This window comes from uncultured Bacteroides sp. (assembly GCF_902491285.1).
GTDB lineage: Bacteria > Bacteroidota > Bacteroidia > Bacteroidales > Bacteroidaceae > Bacteroides.
Map to the genome: position 1 here is coordinate 1 of NZ_CABUHK010000032.1, position 17,402 is coordinate 17,402.

At 43.7% G+C, this 17,402-nt stretch carries 10 protein-coding genes; 7 read left to right on the plus strand and 3 right to left on the minus strand.

Annotation, left to right across the window (positions count from 1 at the left end; translation table 11 throughout):
- Positions 1–320: 320 nt before the first annotated feature.
- From RDN93_RS10255 to RDN93_RS10280, 6 genes are all read left to right on the plus strand, one after another.
- The gene (locus RDN93_RS10255) at positions 321–4,310 is read left to right on the plus strand and encodes a two-component regulator propeller domain-containing protein (RefSeq protein WP_308745429.1); all 3,990 of its coding nucleotides are present in this window, start codon (positions 321–323) and stop codon (positions 4,308–4,310) included.
- A 162-nt stretch (positions 4,311–4,472) separates the two neighbouring features.
- Positions 4,473–5,552, plus strand: coding sequence for a glycoside hydrolase family protein (locus tag RDN93_RS10260; RefSeq protein WP_374047396.1), 1,080 nt, complete (start codon positions 4,473–4,475; stop codon positions 5,550–5,552).
- A 45-nt stretch (positions 5,553–5,597) separates the two neighbouring features.
- On the plus strand, positions 5,598–7,625 hold the full coding sequence (locus RDN93_RS10265) for a polysaccharide lyase family 8 super-sandwich domain-containing protein (protein WP_308745430.1): 2,028 nt from the start codon (positions 5,598–5,600) through the stop codon (positions 7,623–7,625).
- Between the two features lie 654 nt (positions 7,626–8,279).
- Positions 8,280–8,717 carry a hypothetical protein gene (locus tag RDN93_RS10270; protein WP_308745431.1) on the plus strand — a complete coding sequence of 146 codons (438 nt, stop codon included), beginning with the start codon at positions 8,280–8,282 and terminating at the stop codon, positions 8,715–8,717.
- A 73-nt stretch (positions 8,718–8,790) separates the two neighbouring features.
- Positions 8,791–8,949 carry a hypothetical protein gene (locus RDN93_RS10275; RefSeq protein ID WP_022139652.1) on the plus strand — a complete coding sequence of 53 codons (159 nt, stop codon included), beginning with the start codon at positions 8,791–8,793 and terminating at the stop codon, positions 8,947–8,949.
- Between the two features lie 2 nt (positions 8,950–8,951).
- Positions 8,952–9,488 carry a GNAT family N-acetyltransferase gene (locus tag RDN93_RS10280; protein ID WP_308745432.1) on the plus strand — a complete coding sequence of 179 codons (537 nt, stop codon included), beginning with the start codon at positions 8,952–8,954 and terminating at the stop codon, positions 9,486–9,488.
- Positions 9,489–9,666: 178 nt separating this feature from the next.
- Here the strand turns inward: RDN93_RS10280 and RDN93_RS10285 are convergent, their stop codons facing one another.
- Genes RDN93_RS10285 through RDN93_RS10295 form a run of 3 tightly spaced genes read right to left on the minus strand, consistent with a single transcriptional unit; the run spans position 9,667 to position 14,135 of the window.
- Positions 9,667–12,036: a polysaccharide lyase family 8 super-sandwich domain-containing protein gene (locus RDN93_RS10285; protein WP_308745433.1), complete on the minus strand. Its 2,370-nt coding sequence runs from the start codon at positions 12,034–12,036 to the stop codon at positions 9,667–9,669.
- A gap of 19 nt (positions 12,037–12,055) precedes the next feature.
- Entirely contained in the window at positions 12,056–13,939 is a 1,884-nt protein-coding gene (locus tag RDN93_RS10290) for an alpha-L-fucosidase (protein WP_308745434.1), read from the minus strand.
- A 31-nt stretch (positions 13,940–13,970) separates the two neighbouring features.
- Positions 13,971–14,135, minus strand: a complete 165-nt coding sequence (locus RDN93_RS10295; RefSeq protein WP_308745435.1) for a hypothetical protein — start codon at positions 14,133–14,135, stop codon at positions 13,971–13,973.
- 61 nt (positions 14,136–14,196) lie between these two features.
- Here RDN93_RS10295 and RDN93_RS10300 point away from each other — a divergent pair, with 61 nt between their 5' ends.
- Positions 14,197–17,397 (plus strand): TonB-dependent receptor, encoded by a 3,201-nt coding sequence (locus RDN93_RS10300; protein WP_308745436.1) that lies wholly within the window; start codon positions 14,197–14,199, stop codon positions 17,395–17,397.
- Positions 17,398–17,402: the final 5 nt, after the last annotated feature.

The following is a 17,402-nucleotide window of genomic DNA, read 5'->3' on the forward strand; positions in this document are numbered from 1 at the left end:
CTATGTTCCTAATTTTCAAATAAATAATTCTAACCCTTATATCGAACTCACGTTAAATATTAGTTTTGTTATTCACACCGCAAAGATAGCAGCCACCCGGAAAAAGCACCGAATCCTGAATCCATAAAGAATACATCATGCGTCTACACCCCTTCCCAACATACATTGGGGACTCTAAGCGTAGTATTTTTAGACTCAGAACGTACCTCTTATTTGCCACAAATCCATTGCAAAAAAAGCACATTCAAACAAAAAGACTTATATTTGCAGTCTAACCAACAATCTATTATAAAATGAATTTCGGCAAATTTTTATTTTATATGTATATCTTCTTGCTGTCCGCCCTGAAATGTACGGCGCAGGAAATATCCTTCAACCACCTGACTACGAACGATGGCCTTTCCAACAATTCGGTCATGGCTATCTATCAGGATGGAAAAGGCTTTATGTGGTTTGGTACCCGAAATGGTGTAAATCTCTATAACGGCAACAGATTCATCACCTACAAGTTTAGTAAAAACAATCCCAATAGTCTGATAGACAACAAAGTATTACACATTACCGGTGACGGAAAAGACGAGATTTATATCATAACCGCCCAAGGTATTTCTGCATTTAACACAGCCCGAAATCAATTTAAAACGTTATTGCAGGGTACAACAGGAACCATGTGCTACCATAAACAATTGTATATTTCACAAAAGAATAAAATCTATCGATATGAAAACAAACGTTTTGTGCCTTTTTATGAATTGAAGGACTCCCCTTCTGTCAATATCAACGCCTTATATATAGAAGATGAATATACTTGGATAGGAACGGAAGAACACGGGCTGTTCCGGCTCGATAACAAACAAGAAGCCGTTCATCTCCTTCCACAAGGGAATATTACCAATATCTTCAAGGATTCTACAGGGAAAGTATGGATAGGCACTTGGGAACAGGGAGTTTATATCATCAACGGTGCCTCAATCTCCAATTTCAAACACAACGAGAATGACCCGACAAGTATCAGTTCTAATTTCGCGCGGAACTTCTGCGAAGACAAGGATGGGAATATATGGATAGGCACCTTCAACGGTTTAAATAAGTTCAATGCCTCCAACAATACCTTTACCCACTACCAGAAACAAGAGACGGACAAAAGTCTGACCAATTCGTCCATCTGGAGCCTGCTATGCGACAGACAAGGAACGATCTGGGCGGGAACCTATTTCGGAGGAGTCAACTATTTCAACCCCAAAAGCCAGATATACCGGCACTTCCAAGCTGCAAAAACGGAAAATAACGGCCTAAGTGCTCCCATAGTAGGATGCATCACGGAAGATAGCCTGCACAATGTATGGATAGGTACCGAAGGCGGAGGAATCACTAAATATAATCCTCAAACAAATACATTTCAATGGTACAAACACAGCAGCAATCCCAATAGTCTTTCACACAATAATGTAAAAACCATCTATTACGATCATCCTAACAAAATCTTATGGATAGGTACCCACATGGGAGGATTGAACAAGCTGGATCTTCGCAGTAACAAATTCACCCGTTATCATACAAATAGCGACAAGGGTTCTCTCCCTTCAAATATTATCCGGGAAATTGTTCCTTACAAAGACAATCTTCTTCTTGCCACTCACAAAGGAGTCTGCCAGTTTAATCCCAAAACTGAAAAAGCGGTTCTTTTATTTCAGGATAGTCCTATTAGCGGTACCGTATCGGTTCATGTAGATTATCAGGGAACGCTTTGGATCAGCGGAAACGGAGAAGGTGTCTATGCCTATCGGGACGATACAAAGAAAACAGAAAACTATAAACATAACCATGCGTTAGAACATAGTATCAGCAGCAATCATATCGGACGCATCTACGAAGACAGCCAGAAAAGACTATGGTTCTGTACTTCCGAAAGCGGTGTCGATTTATATAAACACGAAACGAACGACTTCGAGAACTTCGACGAACAAAAGAATGGCTTGGGAAGCAACTGCGTATATGATGTATGCGAGCTTTCTCCGAATAAGATTTTATTCACCACCGATATCGGGTTCTCTATTCTGGACTATCCCAGCCGCAAATTCACAAACTATACGAAAGAGAACGGACTTCCCCTATCTGCCATTAATGAACGTTCTGTTTTTAAAGCATCCAACGGAGACATCTATATCGGAGGAACGGACGGTATGATTTCTTTTCGGGAAGAACATATCAACTATGTCCCCCAAAGCTATCAAATCCATCCTTTCAGCTTGTCTGTCAACGGGCAAGCCGTACAAGTCAACGATGACAACGGGATTCTGCAACACTCTCTTACCGACAGCCCTCAAATCACATTGAAGGCCGACCAGTCCATGTTCAGTATCGAATATGCCATATCCAATTATATTCCTTCCAACAGGGATGACCTTGAATACTTTCTGGAAGGTTTCTCCAAAAACTGGACCGGCCTGTACGGACAGCACACTATCACCTATACCAACCTGAATCCGGGAAAATACACATTAATAGTACGTGCCAAAAACAATCAGCTCATTCCCGAAAGTCATCTCGACATTAAAATATTACCACCGTTCTACCGCACTGTCTGGGCTTACCTACTTTATACGCTTTGCATCGGTGTTATCCTCTATTTCATCGTCCGCACTTACAAGAATCGTATCAAACTTCAGGAGTCTCTGAGATACGAACAAAAACATGCGGAAGATATCGAACAGCTCAACCAGACAAAGCTCCGTTTCTTTACGAATATCTCCCATGAGTTCCGCACTCCATTGACACTCATCATCGGGCAGATGGAAATGCTGTTACAGGCACGTTCCTTCGCGCCTTCCATTTACAACCGGATTCTGGGTGTATATAAAAACTGCCTGCAAATGCGTGAGCTGATTACCGAACTGCTCGACTTCCGCAAACAGGAGCAAGGATATATGACAATCAAAGTGAGCGAACACAACCTGGTAGACTTTGTATACGAAAGCTATCTGTTGTTTCAAGAATATGCCGCGCAACGGCAAATCACATTCAGATTTAACAAGGCACAGGACGTAATTCCGGTCTGGTATGATAAAAAACAACTCCAAAAGGTGATGAACAACCTGATATCCAATGCATTCAAGCACACCAAAGAGGGAGGAAAAATCACAGTTTCCGTGCGTAAAGGCAACAAGGAAGTAGTGATTGAAGTTACCGACAACGGTTCCGGCATCGCCCAGAAAGACTTGAACAAGATCTTTGACCGTTTTTATCAGACCGAACAATCAACTTCCCCATCTTACATGGGAACAGGAATCGGATTGGCACTGACCAAAGGTATTATCGAGCTGCATCACGGAAGTATAGAAGTATATAGCGAACCGGGCGAGGGAGCGACCTTCAGTGTACATCTCCAAACGGGCAAGGAACATTTTACACCCGAACAAATCTGCGAATCCGAAGAAGACTCCCCTATTGAAGGAAACCTGCTCCCGGACTTTGCCCAAAATCTTCTGAGCGAACAAGAAACCTTAAACTCCGACTCCTATGCCGAGAAAAAACGGGATATAAAAATTGTCATTGTGGAAGATAACGAATCTCTCCGGGAAATGCTCGCCGGCATATTCGCCCCATTCTACCAGGTGTTCACCGCTTGCGACGGAGAAGAAGGATGGGAGAAAGTGCAATCGGAGCATCCTCATCTTATACTAAGCGATGTTGTAATGCCCAAAATGTCGGGAACTGACTTATGCAAGCTAGTCAAGGAGAATTTAGAAACCTGCCACATTCCGGTGGTACTCCTCACGGCAAGAACGTCTATCGAACATAGTATGGAAGGGCTGCGCCTGGGTGCCGATGACTACATAACCAAACCATTCAATGTCAACATCCTGTTATCCCGTTGCAACAATCTGATTAACAACCGAATCATGTTACAGGAGAAATTCAGCAAGCACCCGCAGGAAACCCCGCAAATTATAGCTACCAATCCGATGGACAAGGAGTTTATAGACAAAGCCATGAAAATTATAGACCAGCATATAGACAACATGGAATTCAATGTAGATATGCTTGCCCGTGAAATAGGAATCGCACGAAGCAAGCTATTCACCAAGCTGAAAGATATCACCGGCAAAACTCCGTATGACTTCATTGTAACCATCCGTTTAAAACGGGCGGCAATCTTGTTGAAAGAGCATCCGGAACTGAATATATCGGAGATATCCGACAAACTAGGTTTTTCGTCTCCACGGCAGTTCAGCAAGAGTTTCAAAGAAAAATATCAGGTAGTGCCGCAAGCATATCGAAAAGGAGAAAGTGACGAAAAGGCGGTTTAAAACAGTTTTTGGATTCAGGAAGCACCTATTTGGGACTTTAATACCACTTTCTTTAGAAGAAAAGTCACTTTCTTTGCTTCCGAAAACTAATTAAAAATTAAAGCAATGGCTATGAAAACTTATTATCCGACTCTTTTATCCCTAATCTTTGTGCTATATGCGATGCATACTCATGCTCAAAAACTAGAAAACTTACTGGTCATGAAACAACAATCACAGAATGAGTTGTTTCATCGATTGGGCAAAGCTCCCCGCACTCCGGCTTTTGAATGTGAAGGATATTGGAGTTGGGGAAGCTCCGTTATCAAAGGAGAAGACGGAAAATATCATATGTTTGTTTCCCGCTTCCCTAAGTCACTGCCTTTCCATCCGGGATGGATGATTGCCTCGGAGATTGTACATGCTGTATCCGATACACCTGAAGGTCCTTACCAATTCTGCGACATTGCCCTGCCGGCACGTGGTGCGCAATATTGGGACGGACGCTCCACCCACAATCCGCGTATCCTGAAGTACAAGAACAAATATTACCTTATATACATGGGTTCTACCCACCCATTCGGCGAACCGACTTATGATGAACTGACATTAAGCAGCCCATGGTGCATCGTCGGACGTGTCAATAAACGCATCGGATTGGCTGTTGCAGATTCTCCTTACGGTCCTTGGAAACGTTTCGACGAACCGATATTAAAGACAAAAGCCAATACTTTCTATAGCTATTTAGCATCCAACCCTTCGCCTGTTATCCAAGAAGACGGCTCGGTGATGATGATTTTCAAAGGAAGGGCTCATACTGAAAACGGCAAATACTCGGACATGGCATTAGGAATCGCTTATGCTCCCAACATTGAAGGGCCTTACACGGTATTGAACAATGACCAGCCCATCTTCCAGGTAGACGGTCAAGGAGAAGCCGAAGATCCGTTTTTGTGGAAAGACTCTAAAGGGTATCACGCCATTTTCAAAGATCACGTAGCCAAATATACAGGCGAAAGAGGTGGCGGAGTCATGGCTCACTCGACCGATGGCATCCATTGGACTGTAGATAAAGACCCGAAAGCCTATTCACGCACCGTAGAATGGGAAGATGGAAAAGTTGAAATGCAAGGACAACTGGAACGCCCGTTCCTTCTCTTTGAGAATGGAAAAGCCACACATGCCTTCTTTGCAACAATGGATGGTCCCGGCGGATTTGAGAACGCCACAAAATCATGGAATATGGTAATTCCTTTGAAGTAAGGGATAAAAGGTCTTTTTAGTACTAATATCGCAAATAAACTCTGAATGAGAAAGCAACTATTACTATTTCTTCTTATCACGTGCTGTACAGCTCATGCACAAAAGTCTTTCAGCGATTCGATAGCACTAATCAAGAGGAATTATATACATGCAACTCTTGGTGAAGATGAAGGGAAGAGAGTTCTTCTCAAACAGCTTGCAACAATTCCCCGGGAGCAAGAAGTATCCGATCAGAATGTGATTGAGTTACAACAGCTATATCCTATTTCTTCCAAAGAAATCAAGTATCTCACAAATACTCTTTGTGCGGACGGATCATGGAAAGACATCAATTATAAAGATACTAAACGTTCCGGCTGGGAGCCCAAAATTCATGCAGAACGAATCTTGAAGCTTACCAAATATTATTATCAGAAACAGCAACAACTGAAACCTGCCCAAATATCCCGACTGGCTAACACAATCCACCAGGCAATGAATTTCTGGTTCAAACATGAGCTGGTATGTCCCAATTGGTGGTATAATCAAATCGGCATACCACGCACACTCGGACCGGCTTTCTTACTATTCGAAAAGGAAATGAATGAAGAAGAAAAGCAGGCAGCCGTCAAAGTCATGATGAACTCCGCTTTCGGAATGACAGGGCAGAATAAAGTCTGGCTGGCAGGTAATGTATTAATCAGAGCCATCCTGCAAAATGATTGGGAACTGGTTAAAGAAGCACAGAGAAACATAAGTTCTGAAATATTACTTGGTCAAAAAGAAGGAATCAAAGCAGACTGGAGCTTCCACCAACATGGTTCACAACAACAATTCGGTAATTACGGATTGTCCTTTATATGCAATATGAGTTTCTATGCGGAAATGTTTGCCGGGACTTCCCTTGCTTTTTCTAAAGAACAACAGAAAATTCTCACTTCTCTCCTACTCGAAGGTTATCAATGGATTGTCTGGAGAGGATATTGGGACGTAAACGGATTGAACCGGCAACTATTCCGGAATGCGGATATCGACAAAGGATTCAAGTTGCTTTTTGCTGCATATTCTCTGATGAAAAGCAGCGAACCGGAAGTTTCAGGAAAAATACAAGAAATGATCAACCGGAATTCCATTTCTTCAAAAATTCCCGAAACGTTTACCGGAAACAAACATTTTTGGGAATCGGATTATACAATTCACCGTACTTCCCGATGGATGGCTTCCGTACGTATGGCTTCCAAACGAGTAATTGGTACAGAACTGGTGAACGAAGATAATCTGAAAGGATATTACATGGCTGACGGCGCGCTATACACTTATGTGCGCGGAGATGAATACCATAACATTTTTCCTTTCTGGGATTGGAGAAGGATTCCGGGAATTACCACTTATGAAAGCAATGCCCCTATTCCAAATCCCAACAAAACTGATTCCCGGAATCACAGTTCTTGCGTTGGCGGAGCGACTTACGAGAACACAGGTATCACTGCCATGCAACTGAAACGCAATAAATTGGAAGCTAATAAGGCATGGGTATTCACGGATGATTACGTACTATGTATGGGAAGTGACATTCATGCGGACAGCACAGCTACTATTATGACGTCCATCGACCAACGATTCAGTAAAGGCAAAGTATGGTCTGATGGCAACAAACGTTTCTTCCATAATAATACAGGATATATTATATTACAAGCGGACACTTGCATCGCTCTGACCGAGAATAAAGAAGGACAATGGAAAGACTTCATGGGAATGTACAAACCCGAAGTCCTAAAAAACAAACTATTCTCCATTTATTTGAAACATCGCAAAGATATGCCTGCGTCTTATATATATCTGACACTTCCAGCCACCACACAACAAAAAGTTCGCAATTTCGACAGTAACTCTATCCGTATTATCCGTAATGACAAAGAAGCGCAAGCAGTTGTTATCAAAGATTTATGTTACGCAAGTGTTTATCATCCTACTCAAATATTAATAGAAGGTCAGAATCCGATAGCTATATCAGAACCGGGAACTTATATTATTCATACAAAAAAGGGGAATTTCGTTGCTCATAAACCTTTCATAACCGAAAATAACATCTGATTTATTTTAAAAACTAAAATGGCAGAAGTTTCTTTGTATTAGATACAATAATATTCGATAATAGCATAAAACGATATTAACAGATACAATAGTATGTTTTAACTTTACAAATTCGAGTTAGTTGAAAAATAGTAGAACTGCACAAATCTGCCCTTACATACTAAACTTCTTACATTTATTCCCATATTACCACTTCATATCAAAAAAAACATCTATCTTTGTCGCACGTTTTCCATTCATCGGCGTGATGGAATAAATGGAAGGCGGTATTTTATTTCTTAATGGAGTAAATAACGTATTATCTTCCCCCATCTGAAATCTAGCAGTTTCTATCCGTAGGGGAGATGATACAACAGACACTCCACGTGAATAGCTTATATCAACATATCCGTAAGAGATGTGTTATATATAAACGATTGGCGTGGATGCTTGTTGTTATCATTATCTTGCGGAACGGTTTGCTAGGCCTCAGATGGAGATAATGGTTCAACAGCATCCATGCCTTTTTTGTATCCGGTCGGTTATCAAAATCCCCATAATAACCTTAAATCATACGCCCGCCGTCCGACACACAAAAGGCTGGATGCAAGTTGTACCACATAAACAAAATATATATATCACTCACTATTGTGGAACACCTTAAAAAAAAGCATCATGTCGAAATGGATAAACATAAACGAAGCAGCGGTAAAGTATGGATATAACAAAGCAATCATCCAGCTCTGGGCGGAAATGAAAAGATTTCCCATATCATATGAAGAGGATACTCCTGCCATTGACGAGAAAAGTTTCCAAGAATTCATAGATAAATGTAAAAGAGGTATCACAGCAGAGTACATTGACACACTGGAAGAACTATGTATTTCAAAAACAAGAATCTGTGATATTTATGTCGAAATCATTGGAAAACAAGATAAAGAACTGATGCTGCAAAGAGATAAAATCGCCCAAATAAGCGAAATACAAGCTACAATGAAAAGACAAAACGTCCGGTTACGGGATTGCAAGAAAATAGTTGCACAGTACGAAGAATCTTTCCATGTCAGTTGGATAGAAAGATTATGGAGACGTTTGAAACGATTGATAAAATAGCACCTGATTTATTTTGAGAATTCAAATAATAGAAGTACCTTTGTTCTAGCATTTATTAATTCATATAAATGCTATGGCTCGACCAATAAAAGAAACTCCAGTTTTAACTGGAAAAGATGCTAAACGCTTTGCAGAGAAAATGGCAAATCTCAAACCTGAAAGTAAGGAAGAGAAAGAAGCTGCAAAGAAAGTTTACGAGAAGTTCAAAGCCATTGCTTCATTTACATTGTAACAATGGCTATTGAAAATTATGATTTTATACCGTTAAAGGTAGATACTAAAATAAAACCGTTTAAGTGCAAGGATAGTGACTTAAACGGTTTTTTGTTTGATGACGCACAAAAGTATTTGACTGAGCTAATGGCTGTAACTTATCTACTTGAAGATTTACCACAGGGTAAAACTGTTGCCTATTTTAGTTTACTGAATGATAAGATAACTTTTGATCCAGAACAACGTTCCATTTGGAATAAATTAAGCCGACGTGTTGCCAATCCTAAACGGAGAAAACATTATCCTGCTGTTAAGATAGGTAGATTGGCTATATCAGAAGAATTCGCTGGTCAAGGGCTTGGTAGAGATATTATACGCCTGATAAAATTCATGTTTACGCATGATAATCGTACAGGATGTCGCTTTATAACCGTAGATGCTTACCATAATGCAGTCGAATTTTATCAAAGATGCGGATTTGACTTCATTTCAGAGAAAGACCAGAATGATGTCACCCGTTCCATGTTTTATGATTTGAAGCGTTTTCAAGATGAATAAACAAGAAAGGTTATTCATTGGAAGACATGTAAAATATAAACACACAAGAAAAGGGGTATCAAAAGCCGGATTCCATCATAATCCTCAGCTCTAGATACCCCTTATTGAAAAACAAACCCGGACGGTTCTTATTAAAACCAACTAATCGTCCGTCTACCCAATTTTATCAGAAGGCAAATTATACGACCTTTGTCACACTCTTTCCACAATCTTTCCCTGTCGGCAAAGCAATCGTAGCAGAAGTCTTTCCAATTTCCACTTTCATTTCTTTCAGTTGTGTGTTCATCGTCGGGTCTGTTACTGAAATTTTGTAGCCTTTTCCCTCTTTCTCGATAAGCAACACACAAGGAGCGGAAACTTTCACTGGGATTCCCTGCCATCTCAACGTTTCGCCGGCTGAATAGAACACAGCTTCCAGTACTTTCTTATCAGTTGACTGGACAGCTTGTACCAATGTATCATTTCTAAGCACTGCAAACGGATTCTTCTTCGCCGGAAGTCCTTCGCCTGCATACACAGCATAACCATATGTATCATCCTTGACTTCCCGGCCGTGGTCTACCCAAACACGGAGAATATCAGCCGTTTCCGGCAGATTCTTCTTGCCTTTGTTCGACAGGTTTCTCTTCAACCATTCGTTGGGGCGAGTTTCGCAACAGAAGAATGCCTTTGATGTAAATTCCGGCAAAGGCATATAAGCGAAGCCGCCCTCTTGCATTACCCACAACGACTTACCTTTATTTATCAACGAGTTGACACCGGACGACGGTTCAAGCTGCTTCTTTCCGTCATACAGAGTGACTTTCCCTTGATGAGCAGTCTGCTCCATAGTAGTGCATATCGTACCTTCCTGCTCCGGTTCCAGATTGGTGACGCCGGCTCCAAGAGCAATCATATAATCGCCCAGCATGAAATATGACTTATAAGCCTTTACCCCGAAAGCCACCGGATTGATGATGTTCACGTCCTTTCTTTCCCTGGTCATAGCGTCCACTTTCTCGAAGATAAAGCCTGCCACCGCATTCTGTCCACCATCTGTCGCTCCACCTGCAAAGTTGTGCTTACTGGTAAATCCTCTCCAGTTGGTAAACGGTTTCAGTTTTTCCTGTCCTTCACGGGCTGTAATTCCGGGCAGAGCCGTCAAGTCCATAGCTCCTATCACTTTCCGGTATTCATCCCCTTTACGCTGGAAATAAGTAAGTCCGTCATTCGTATAGATATTATACTCATCTGCAAAGTTGTTGGCACTTTCCAAACCGTCACAACGGTTGGAAGCCATATTCACCAACATATAATAATCAGCATTACGCTTAATCAGATCATCATTATTGTAAAACCAGCGCGTACCGTTATAGTGCCCTGCCGGATAACCGTCCATACGGATATTATCTTTTCCCGCTTCCACAATCAACTGTTTCAATTCGCGGACTTCATCATCCGTGAAAGAGTTAGGCCAACGGGTGACAGAAGCTTTCATCATTTCATAATAAGGGATATGAGCCGACTTCCCTTCATAATACACCATTGAATAACGATCCAGGCAAGGGGGGATAAATCCTTTGTAATAATAGAATGTGCTGCCGCGATAGAAATTAAGCAATGCATCCGCATTCTCACGGGTCAAAGTTTCCGCCCAGGGAGTCCCACGGAGCGTCCATAACAAATTCTGTGCACTCTGTGCTCCGTGAATAGGATATCCCCATACGAGACACTGCAGACCATGCCCCCAACCGGCTCCATCTGCGGTGAACCCCTCATTCCAAAAAGCATCCTGATAAGTAGGCTGCGACACACTGCTCAAGCTACCTTTCGCTACTTCCGCCACTACATCTACCATCGGAATGGAATCCATCAATACAGCCGTCTCCAACAGCGGACGATAGGCAAGCGCATTTCCACCCACCCATGAAACATGATGGCGGAACCTTTCCACACTTACCACATTCTTTTCCGTATCATCATTACGTTTGGGTTGCGTCCACGACTGCATCGCCAATTTTTTCAGCATATCACAGGCAGATTTACGAACAACCACCGTATCTCCCGGAATATCCATCTGATTGAACAAAGCGTAATAAACCCCGCAAGCCGCTTTCGGAATAGCGAAGCAAGAAGCATGGAAACGATCGTTCGGCTGACGGCGGGTTTCAATATCCCCATATCTCAACACACCCTTCCAAAAACGTTCGGGAATCGTATCTACCTTTGCTCTCCGAAAGTTGTTGGCTATCACCCACAGGCGTTCAGTTGCGTCGGCAAGGTAAAGTCCCATATTCTGCTGGTCTTGAAAAGAGACGGATTTCAGCCAGTTACGGTCGTGAATCTCCTTTTCATAAGCTATCAAATCTTCAAACTGCCCCTCCTCATTCAACTGTTTCAGGTAAGTATCCGCATTGTTTATTTTCATACGGATAGGATAAGTACCCATATTCTTTGAATAATACTCGCGCAACTTATGTATCGCGTTTTCTTTATCCGACTGTGCAAAAACAGTCACGAAGCCTATCAGCAACAAAAACGACAGGCAAAAATCTCTTTTATTTTTCATATTTTACCGATTTAAAATTTTATTCAATAAACAGCCAGTTCAATCCGAACAGCTCCTTCTTCGGAGTACCTTCAGGACGCACCTTCACAGTATATATCCCGGCTTCCGGAAATTTAACCTTACCCAGATGTCGGGTGTAGAATTCACCGAATCCTTTAGGCCCAGCCAACGTCACAGCCTTCACAGAATCCACACCTTCCACTTCCACACAATAAGGCTGTCCGGCAGAAACCGAATCACAAGCATAGCAGATTGACAATTCCCTCTCCCCTGCTTCAGGAATATACACTTTCCAAGAAGCGACATCATCAGCCGACCCCCATCCGCGGATACTGGTAGGAGATATATAGCCCACTCCGGTGACATCTATCCCTTTCGCACGTTCCAGTCCGCCTGCCAGGGATGCCTTCGCCTGTCCCATCGCAATACCACCGAAGTTGATTTCGCCACAAAAACCGTTTTCCGCCTGCAATTCTCCCTCCACTTCCAGTTCGATGACCGAATCATAAGATACCGGTTCGCTTATCGGGCCCCGTACATGCAAAAGTAATCCTTTCTGTACAAATTCCACATTTTCATTATTCAAAGAAGGGATACGGGCAGTCAATACCTTATTTTTCAAGCCATTGACACGTATGACACCATCCGAAGGCCACTCGAAGACGTGCAGATACACTTTCGTCTTGCCGTCTTCAGCACGTTGTGTGATAAATCCCCAGTCCTGTGACTCCTCGGCAAAAGGAGAAGGATATGTACCGTGGAAGCCCACCTTATTCTGATGTATCATCTTACCGATTTCAGATATACGGGTTTTGATTTCGGGCGGGATGGAACCATCTGCACGAGGGCCGATATTCAACATCACATTGCCACCTTTATATATCCCCTTCACGATTTCGCGTACGAAGTACGTGGTAGAGCGCCAATTCTGGTCATCTCGGTTATAGCCCCAAGTATGATTGAAAGTAGCTGCCGTCTCCCAGGTATGGCCAAGAGGCCGGTCGGGAAATTCGTTATCACCCATCGTCTGAAAGTCAACGCCGTTATCACCCACCTCGTGAATCCCAAGGCGCGTATTTACCAATACGGCAGGATCAAGTTCGCGAATCATGGCAAGCATATCACGCATCTGTTTTTCGGTCATCTGCCCTTCGGCAACAGGGTCTTCACGCCAACAGTCGAACCAGAACAGTTTCACGCCATAGTCCTTTATCAGTTCGGCTACCTGCGGCATTGCCTTCTCACGCCAGTATTTATCATATTCTTCCTCTGTCGGCAACCGGCGGTAAGGCGCCGATATGTCTCCGCGTCCTGCCGCAACGCGGTCAAAGCCCGGTTTCTGTTCATCCGCATAGTCCCAGTCGTTGTTACGTCCGTTCGGATGCCCCCAATCCAGCCAATGTGAATAATAAGCACAAAGTATAATACCGTGTTTCTCACATTTTTCTTTCAGGCATTTCAATACGTCGAAATTGGTTCCCGACAGTTTTCCATAAGTATAGTCACTGACTTTCGAGTTCCAGAATGCAACTCCGTCATGATGCTTCGTCACAAAAGTGAGATATTTGAATCCCCCTTCTTTCGTAGCAATCACCCAATCTTCTATCTCCTTCTCGGAAATCGGCATACGTTTAGCCATCTGATCCCAGTCTGCTTTTTGTACCTTATTATGGCAACGTATCCATTCGGCATATTCCGAGTTACGGACTTTCTCGCCATAAAAACGACCGGATGCCGGAGTACACAATGACCAATGAATCATAATGCCGAGACGTGCTTCTTCAAACCACTTGACCCTCTCCTTCTGTGTCCGGGGAAGAGGATCTTTTTCTTTTTCGGGATTTCGCTTGACGCAACTGAAGAATAACAAACCTGCGACAAGCACCAACCAACTTTTACTCATAATCACTTTTTTGATATTAGATTTTTTGATATTAGTCTTCGCTACAAAAGTAGGACATACCAAAAGTCTTCAGGGGCACATAGCGTACAATGCAGGTTAACTCTACGTACAAATCACCGTCCCAATACAGTACAGCCACGATTTGTACGCATTGTGTCCGTCGTTTGTACTGATGATGCAGGTAGTAAATTGCCATAGTTCCGACATTTGCCGTATCAGTTTAAAAAAACAGAAATGTCTAATCTTAATTTAAGAACATGAAAAAGAATCGAATCTTATTTTCGAAAAGAAGTCAGTCCTTCTTTTGGATACTGCTCTTCTCTATTTCCACTGTCTTCGCACAGGTTGCCATAACCGGAGTGGTGACAGACGAAACCAAAGAACCGATGCCCGGTGTAAGCGTCATTGTTAAAGGGACAAAAACGGGAACCGTCACCGATGCCAACGGACGCTACCGCATATCAATGCCGAAAGGTTCATCCGTACTTACCTTTTCTTTTTTAGGATATGCAGTAAAAGAGGTTACGGTAGGCAACAAGAAACAAATCAACGTAGAAATGAAGGAAGACGCCAAGATGCTGGACGAAGTAGTGGCAATCGGATACGGCTCGGTGAAGAAAAGCGACCTGACGGGTGCTGTCAGCAAGGCCGATATGGGAGACCTGACAAAAGCGGCGGTTGCTTCCATTGACCAGGCACTGGCAGGACGTATCGCAGGTGTACAGGTAGTTGCTACCGACGGCCGGCCGGGAGCCACCTCCAACATTGTCATTCGAGGCAGTAACACCATCTCCGACAGTTCCGACGGCTCTCCTCTTTATGTAATCGACGGATTTCCGATGGAAGACCCCAACTTGGCTGCCTACAACCCGAATGATATCGAATCCATCGACGTGTTGAAGGACGCATCGGCTACCGCTATCTACGGAGCCCGCGGCGCCAACGGTGTCATCATCATACAGACGAAAAGAGGAAAGGAAGCTCCCCCTACCGTGACTTACGACGGTTACTTCTCCTGGCAGACAGAGCCGCAGTTCCTCAAAATGATGGGAGCTTACGATTTCGTGAAGCTACAGACGGAACTGAACCAATACAGCGAACAATACTTGGATAGAACCTACCTGAGTTATGACGAAAAGTTGGGCCGTCATCAAACACTGGAAGATTACCGCAACAGAAAAGCATACAACTGGCAGGACATCGTGCTGGACGGTGCACCGTTCACCAGCCATCATGTTTCGCTCAACGGTGGAACACAACGTACCAAATATAGCGCAAGCGCCTCATATTTCCACCAGAAAGGTACATTGACCGGTTCCGAATACAACAGCTTCCGCACACGTCTGACCCTCGACCAGCAGGTTACATCCAATGTTACCGTAGGATTTACCGTGAACTACGCCAACAACAGGACGCATGGCGCCAACCCGTCCGAGAGTCACGGCGGATGGACATCAAGCCATTACCTGTTCTATTCCATATTAGGATACCGCCCATTGGCTTACAAGTTGGACGAGGATATACTGAACCAGCCTTTTGACCCGAACATCAACAGCGCCACCGACTATCGGTATAATCCGGTGAAAACCGTTCAGAATGAAGATTCCGGCAATTTAAGCCGCCAACTGAACATGAACGCTTACCTGACCTGGAAAATCACCAAGAAACTGGAATTCAAAGTGACAGGTGCCCTGAGTTCGAATATCGTCAGAAGTACTTCATTTAATAATTCAGAGACTTATTGGGGCGACGCACGCTACCAGCCCGACAAACAGAACGGTAGTTTCAACTATACGGAGTACAACAACTGGTCGAATGATTATACGCTGACCTACCGCACCAAAGTGAAGAACCATAATATCTTAGGTATGTTGGGAGCATCAATTTCCAGCAACCAGTACCAACGTCTGGGCGGTCAGGCATCACTGGTTCCCTGGGAAGAACTCGGACTTTGGGGAATAGACCAGGGAACTCCCAAAAAGATTTATGCCGAGAAGACAGAACAACACATGATGTCCTTCTTCGCACGTGCCAACTATGACTGGAAATCCCGCTATCTGCTCACCGGAACAATCCGCGCCGACGGTTCTTCACGCCTGATATACAACAAATGGGGATACTTTCCCTCTGCATCCGGAGCCTGGAGAGTATCGGAAGAAAAATTCATGAAACCTGTCCGGAAGTGGATGTCCAACCTGAAACTAAGAGCAGGCTGGGGTATCACGGGAAACAACCGTACACAGGAGAACTATCCGTCACATCTGCTTTATGCAGGTAATGAGAATTACGCATTCAACAATACAATGTATCCCGCTATTTACATCCGTCAGATGGCAAACAAGGATTTGAAATGGGAATCCACCTATCAGACTAATATCGGACTGGATCTCGGATTCTTCGGCAACCGCATCAATGCTGTCATCGACTATTACAACAAGCATACCAAAGACCTGTTGTTATATGCCGACACTCCCCCATCCATCGGATTCGAACAAGTGCAGCAGAATATTGGCAGCGTACGCAACTCCGGTTTTGAGTTCGCCATCAATACAGTCAACCTGAAAGGTGGAAACAATAAGCTGAAATGGACAAGTTCATTCAATATCTCGTTCAACAAGAACGAAATCACCGCATTGTCCGACGGACAGACAAGCCGCGTAGTGGGAATCCGCTACCCTGAAATTCCGGATATGTACATCGCCAAGGTAGGCCATCCGCTTTCCGAAATGTACGGATATGTATTTGACGGAGTGTACCAATACGAAGACTTCAACGAAGTATCACCGAACAACTTCGTGCTGAAAGACGGTATCCCCGACAACGGACGCAAGAGAAGTGAAATCCGTCCGGGCGACCCGAAACTGAAAGACATCAACGGTGACGGCAAGATTACGACGGACGACCGTACCATCATCGGTCACGGACTTCCGATACATATCGGCGGTTTTACCAACCGGTTCGAATACAGAGGATTCGATTTAAGCATCTTCCTGCAATGGTCTTACGGCAACGACCTGATTAACTACAACCGCAAACTGCTGGAAGAACTCAAGAGTGCGCATACCAACCAACTGGCAACAGCAGTAAACCACTGGACGCCCCGCACGGTCAACGCAGACGGTTCCATCACTCCGGGGAACTACACCAATTACCTGTGGGCTCCCACCAGAGGTTTCTACGAGCCGGGCTTCAATACCGACCGTGAAGTGGAAGATGCATCGGTACTTCGCTTGAAAACAATACAACTGGGATATAACTTCCCCGCCAAATGGCTGAAAAAGGGCAAAATCAAATCGCTGCGGCTCTACGTCACCGGACAGGACTTGATAACATGGACAAATTATTCCGGCTACGACCCCGAAGTATCCACCCGCAACTCGTCCATGACGAGAGGCTTCGACTACTCGGCATATCCACGCTCGGCAACCTATACATTCGGTGTGAAAATGAGTTTGTAATAACT

Excerpts from the sequence above, each read along its gene's own strand:
- RDN93_RS10255 (WP_308745429.1), top strand. The coding sequence starts at position 321 with ATGTATATCTTCTTGCTGTCCGCCCTGAAATGTACGGCGCAGGAAATA.
- RDN93_RS10260 (WP_374047396.1), top strand. The coding sequence starts at position 4,473 with ATGCATACTCATGCTCAAAAACTAGAAAACTTACTGGTCATGAAACAA.
- RDN93_RS10265 (WP_308745430.1), top strand. The coding sequence starts at position 5,598 with ATGAGAAAGCAACTATTACTATTTCTTCTTATCACGTGCTGTACAGCT.
- RDN93_RS10270 (WP_308745431.1), top strand. The coding sequence starts at position 8,280 with ATGTCGAAATGGATAAACATAAACGAAGCAGCGGTAAAGTATGGATAT.
- RDN93_RS10275 (WP_022139652.1), top strand. The coding sequence starts at position 8,791 with ATGGCTCGACCAATAAAAGAAACTCCAGTTTTAACTGGAAAAGATGCT.
- RDN93_RS10280 (WP_308745432.1), top strand. The coding sequence starts at position 8,952 with ATGGCTATTGAAAATTATGATTTTATACCGTTAAAGGTAGATACTAAA.
- RDN93_RS10285 (WP_308745433.1), bottom strand. The coding sequence starts at position 12,036 with ATGAAAAATAAAAGAGATTTTTGCCTGTCGTTTTTGTTGCTGATAGGC.
- RDN93_RS10290 (WP_308745434.1), bottom strand. The coding sequence starts at position 13,939 with ATGAGTAAAAGTTGGTTGGTGCTTGTCGCAGGTTTGTTATTCTTCAGT.
- RDN93_RS10295 (WP_308745435.1), bottom strand. The coding sequence starts at position 14,135 with ATGGCAATTTACTACCTGCATCATCAGTACAAACGACGGACACAATGC.
- RDN93_RS10300 (WP_308745436.1), top strand. The coding sequence starts at position 14,197 with ATGAAAAAGAATCGAATCTTATTTTCGAAAAGAAGTCAGTCCTTCTTT.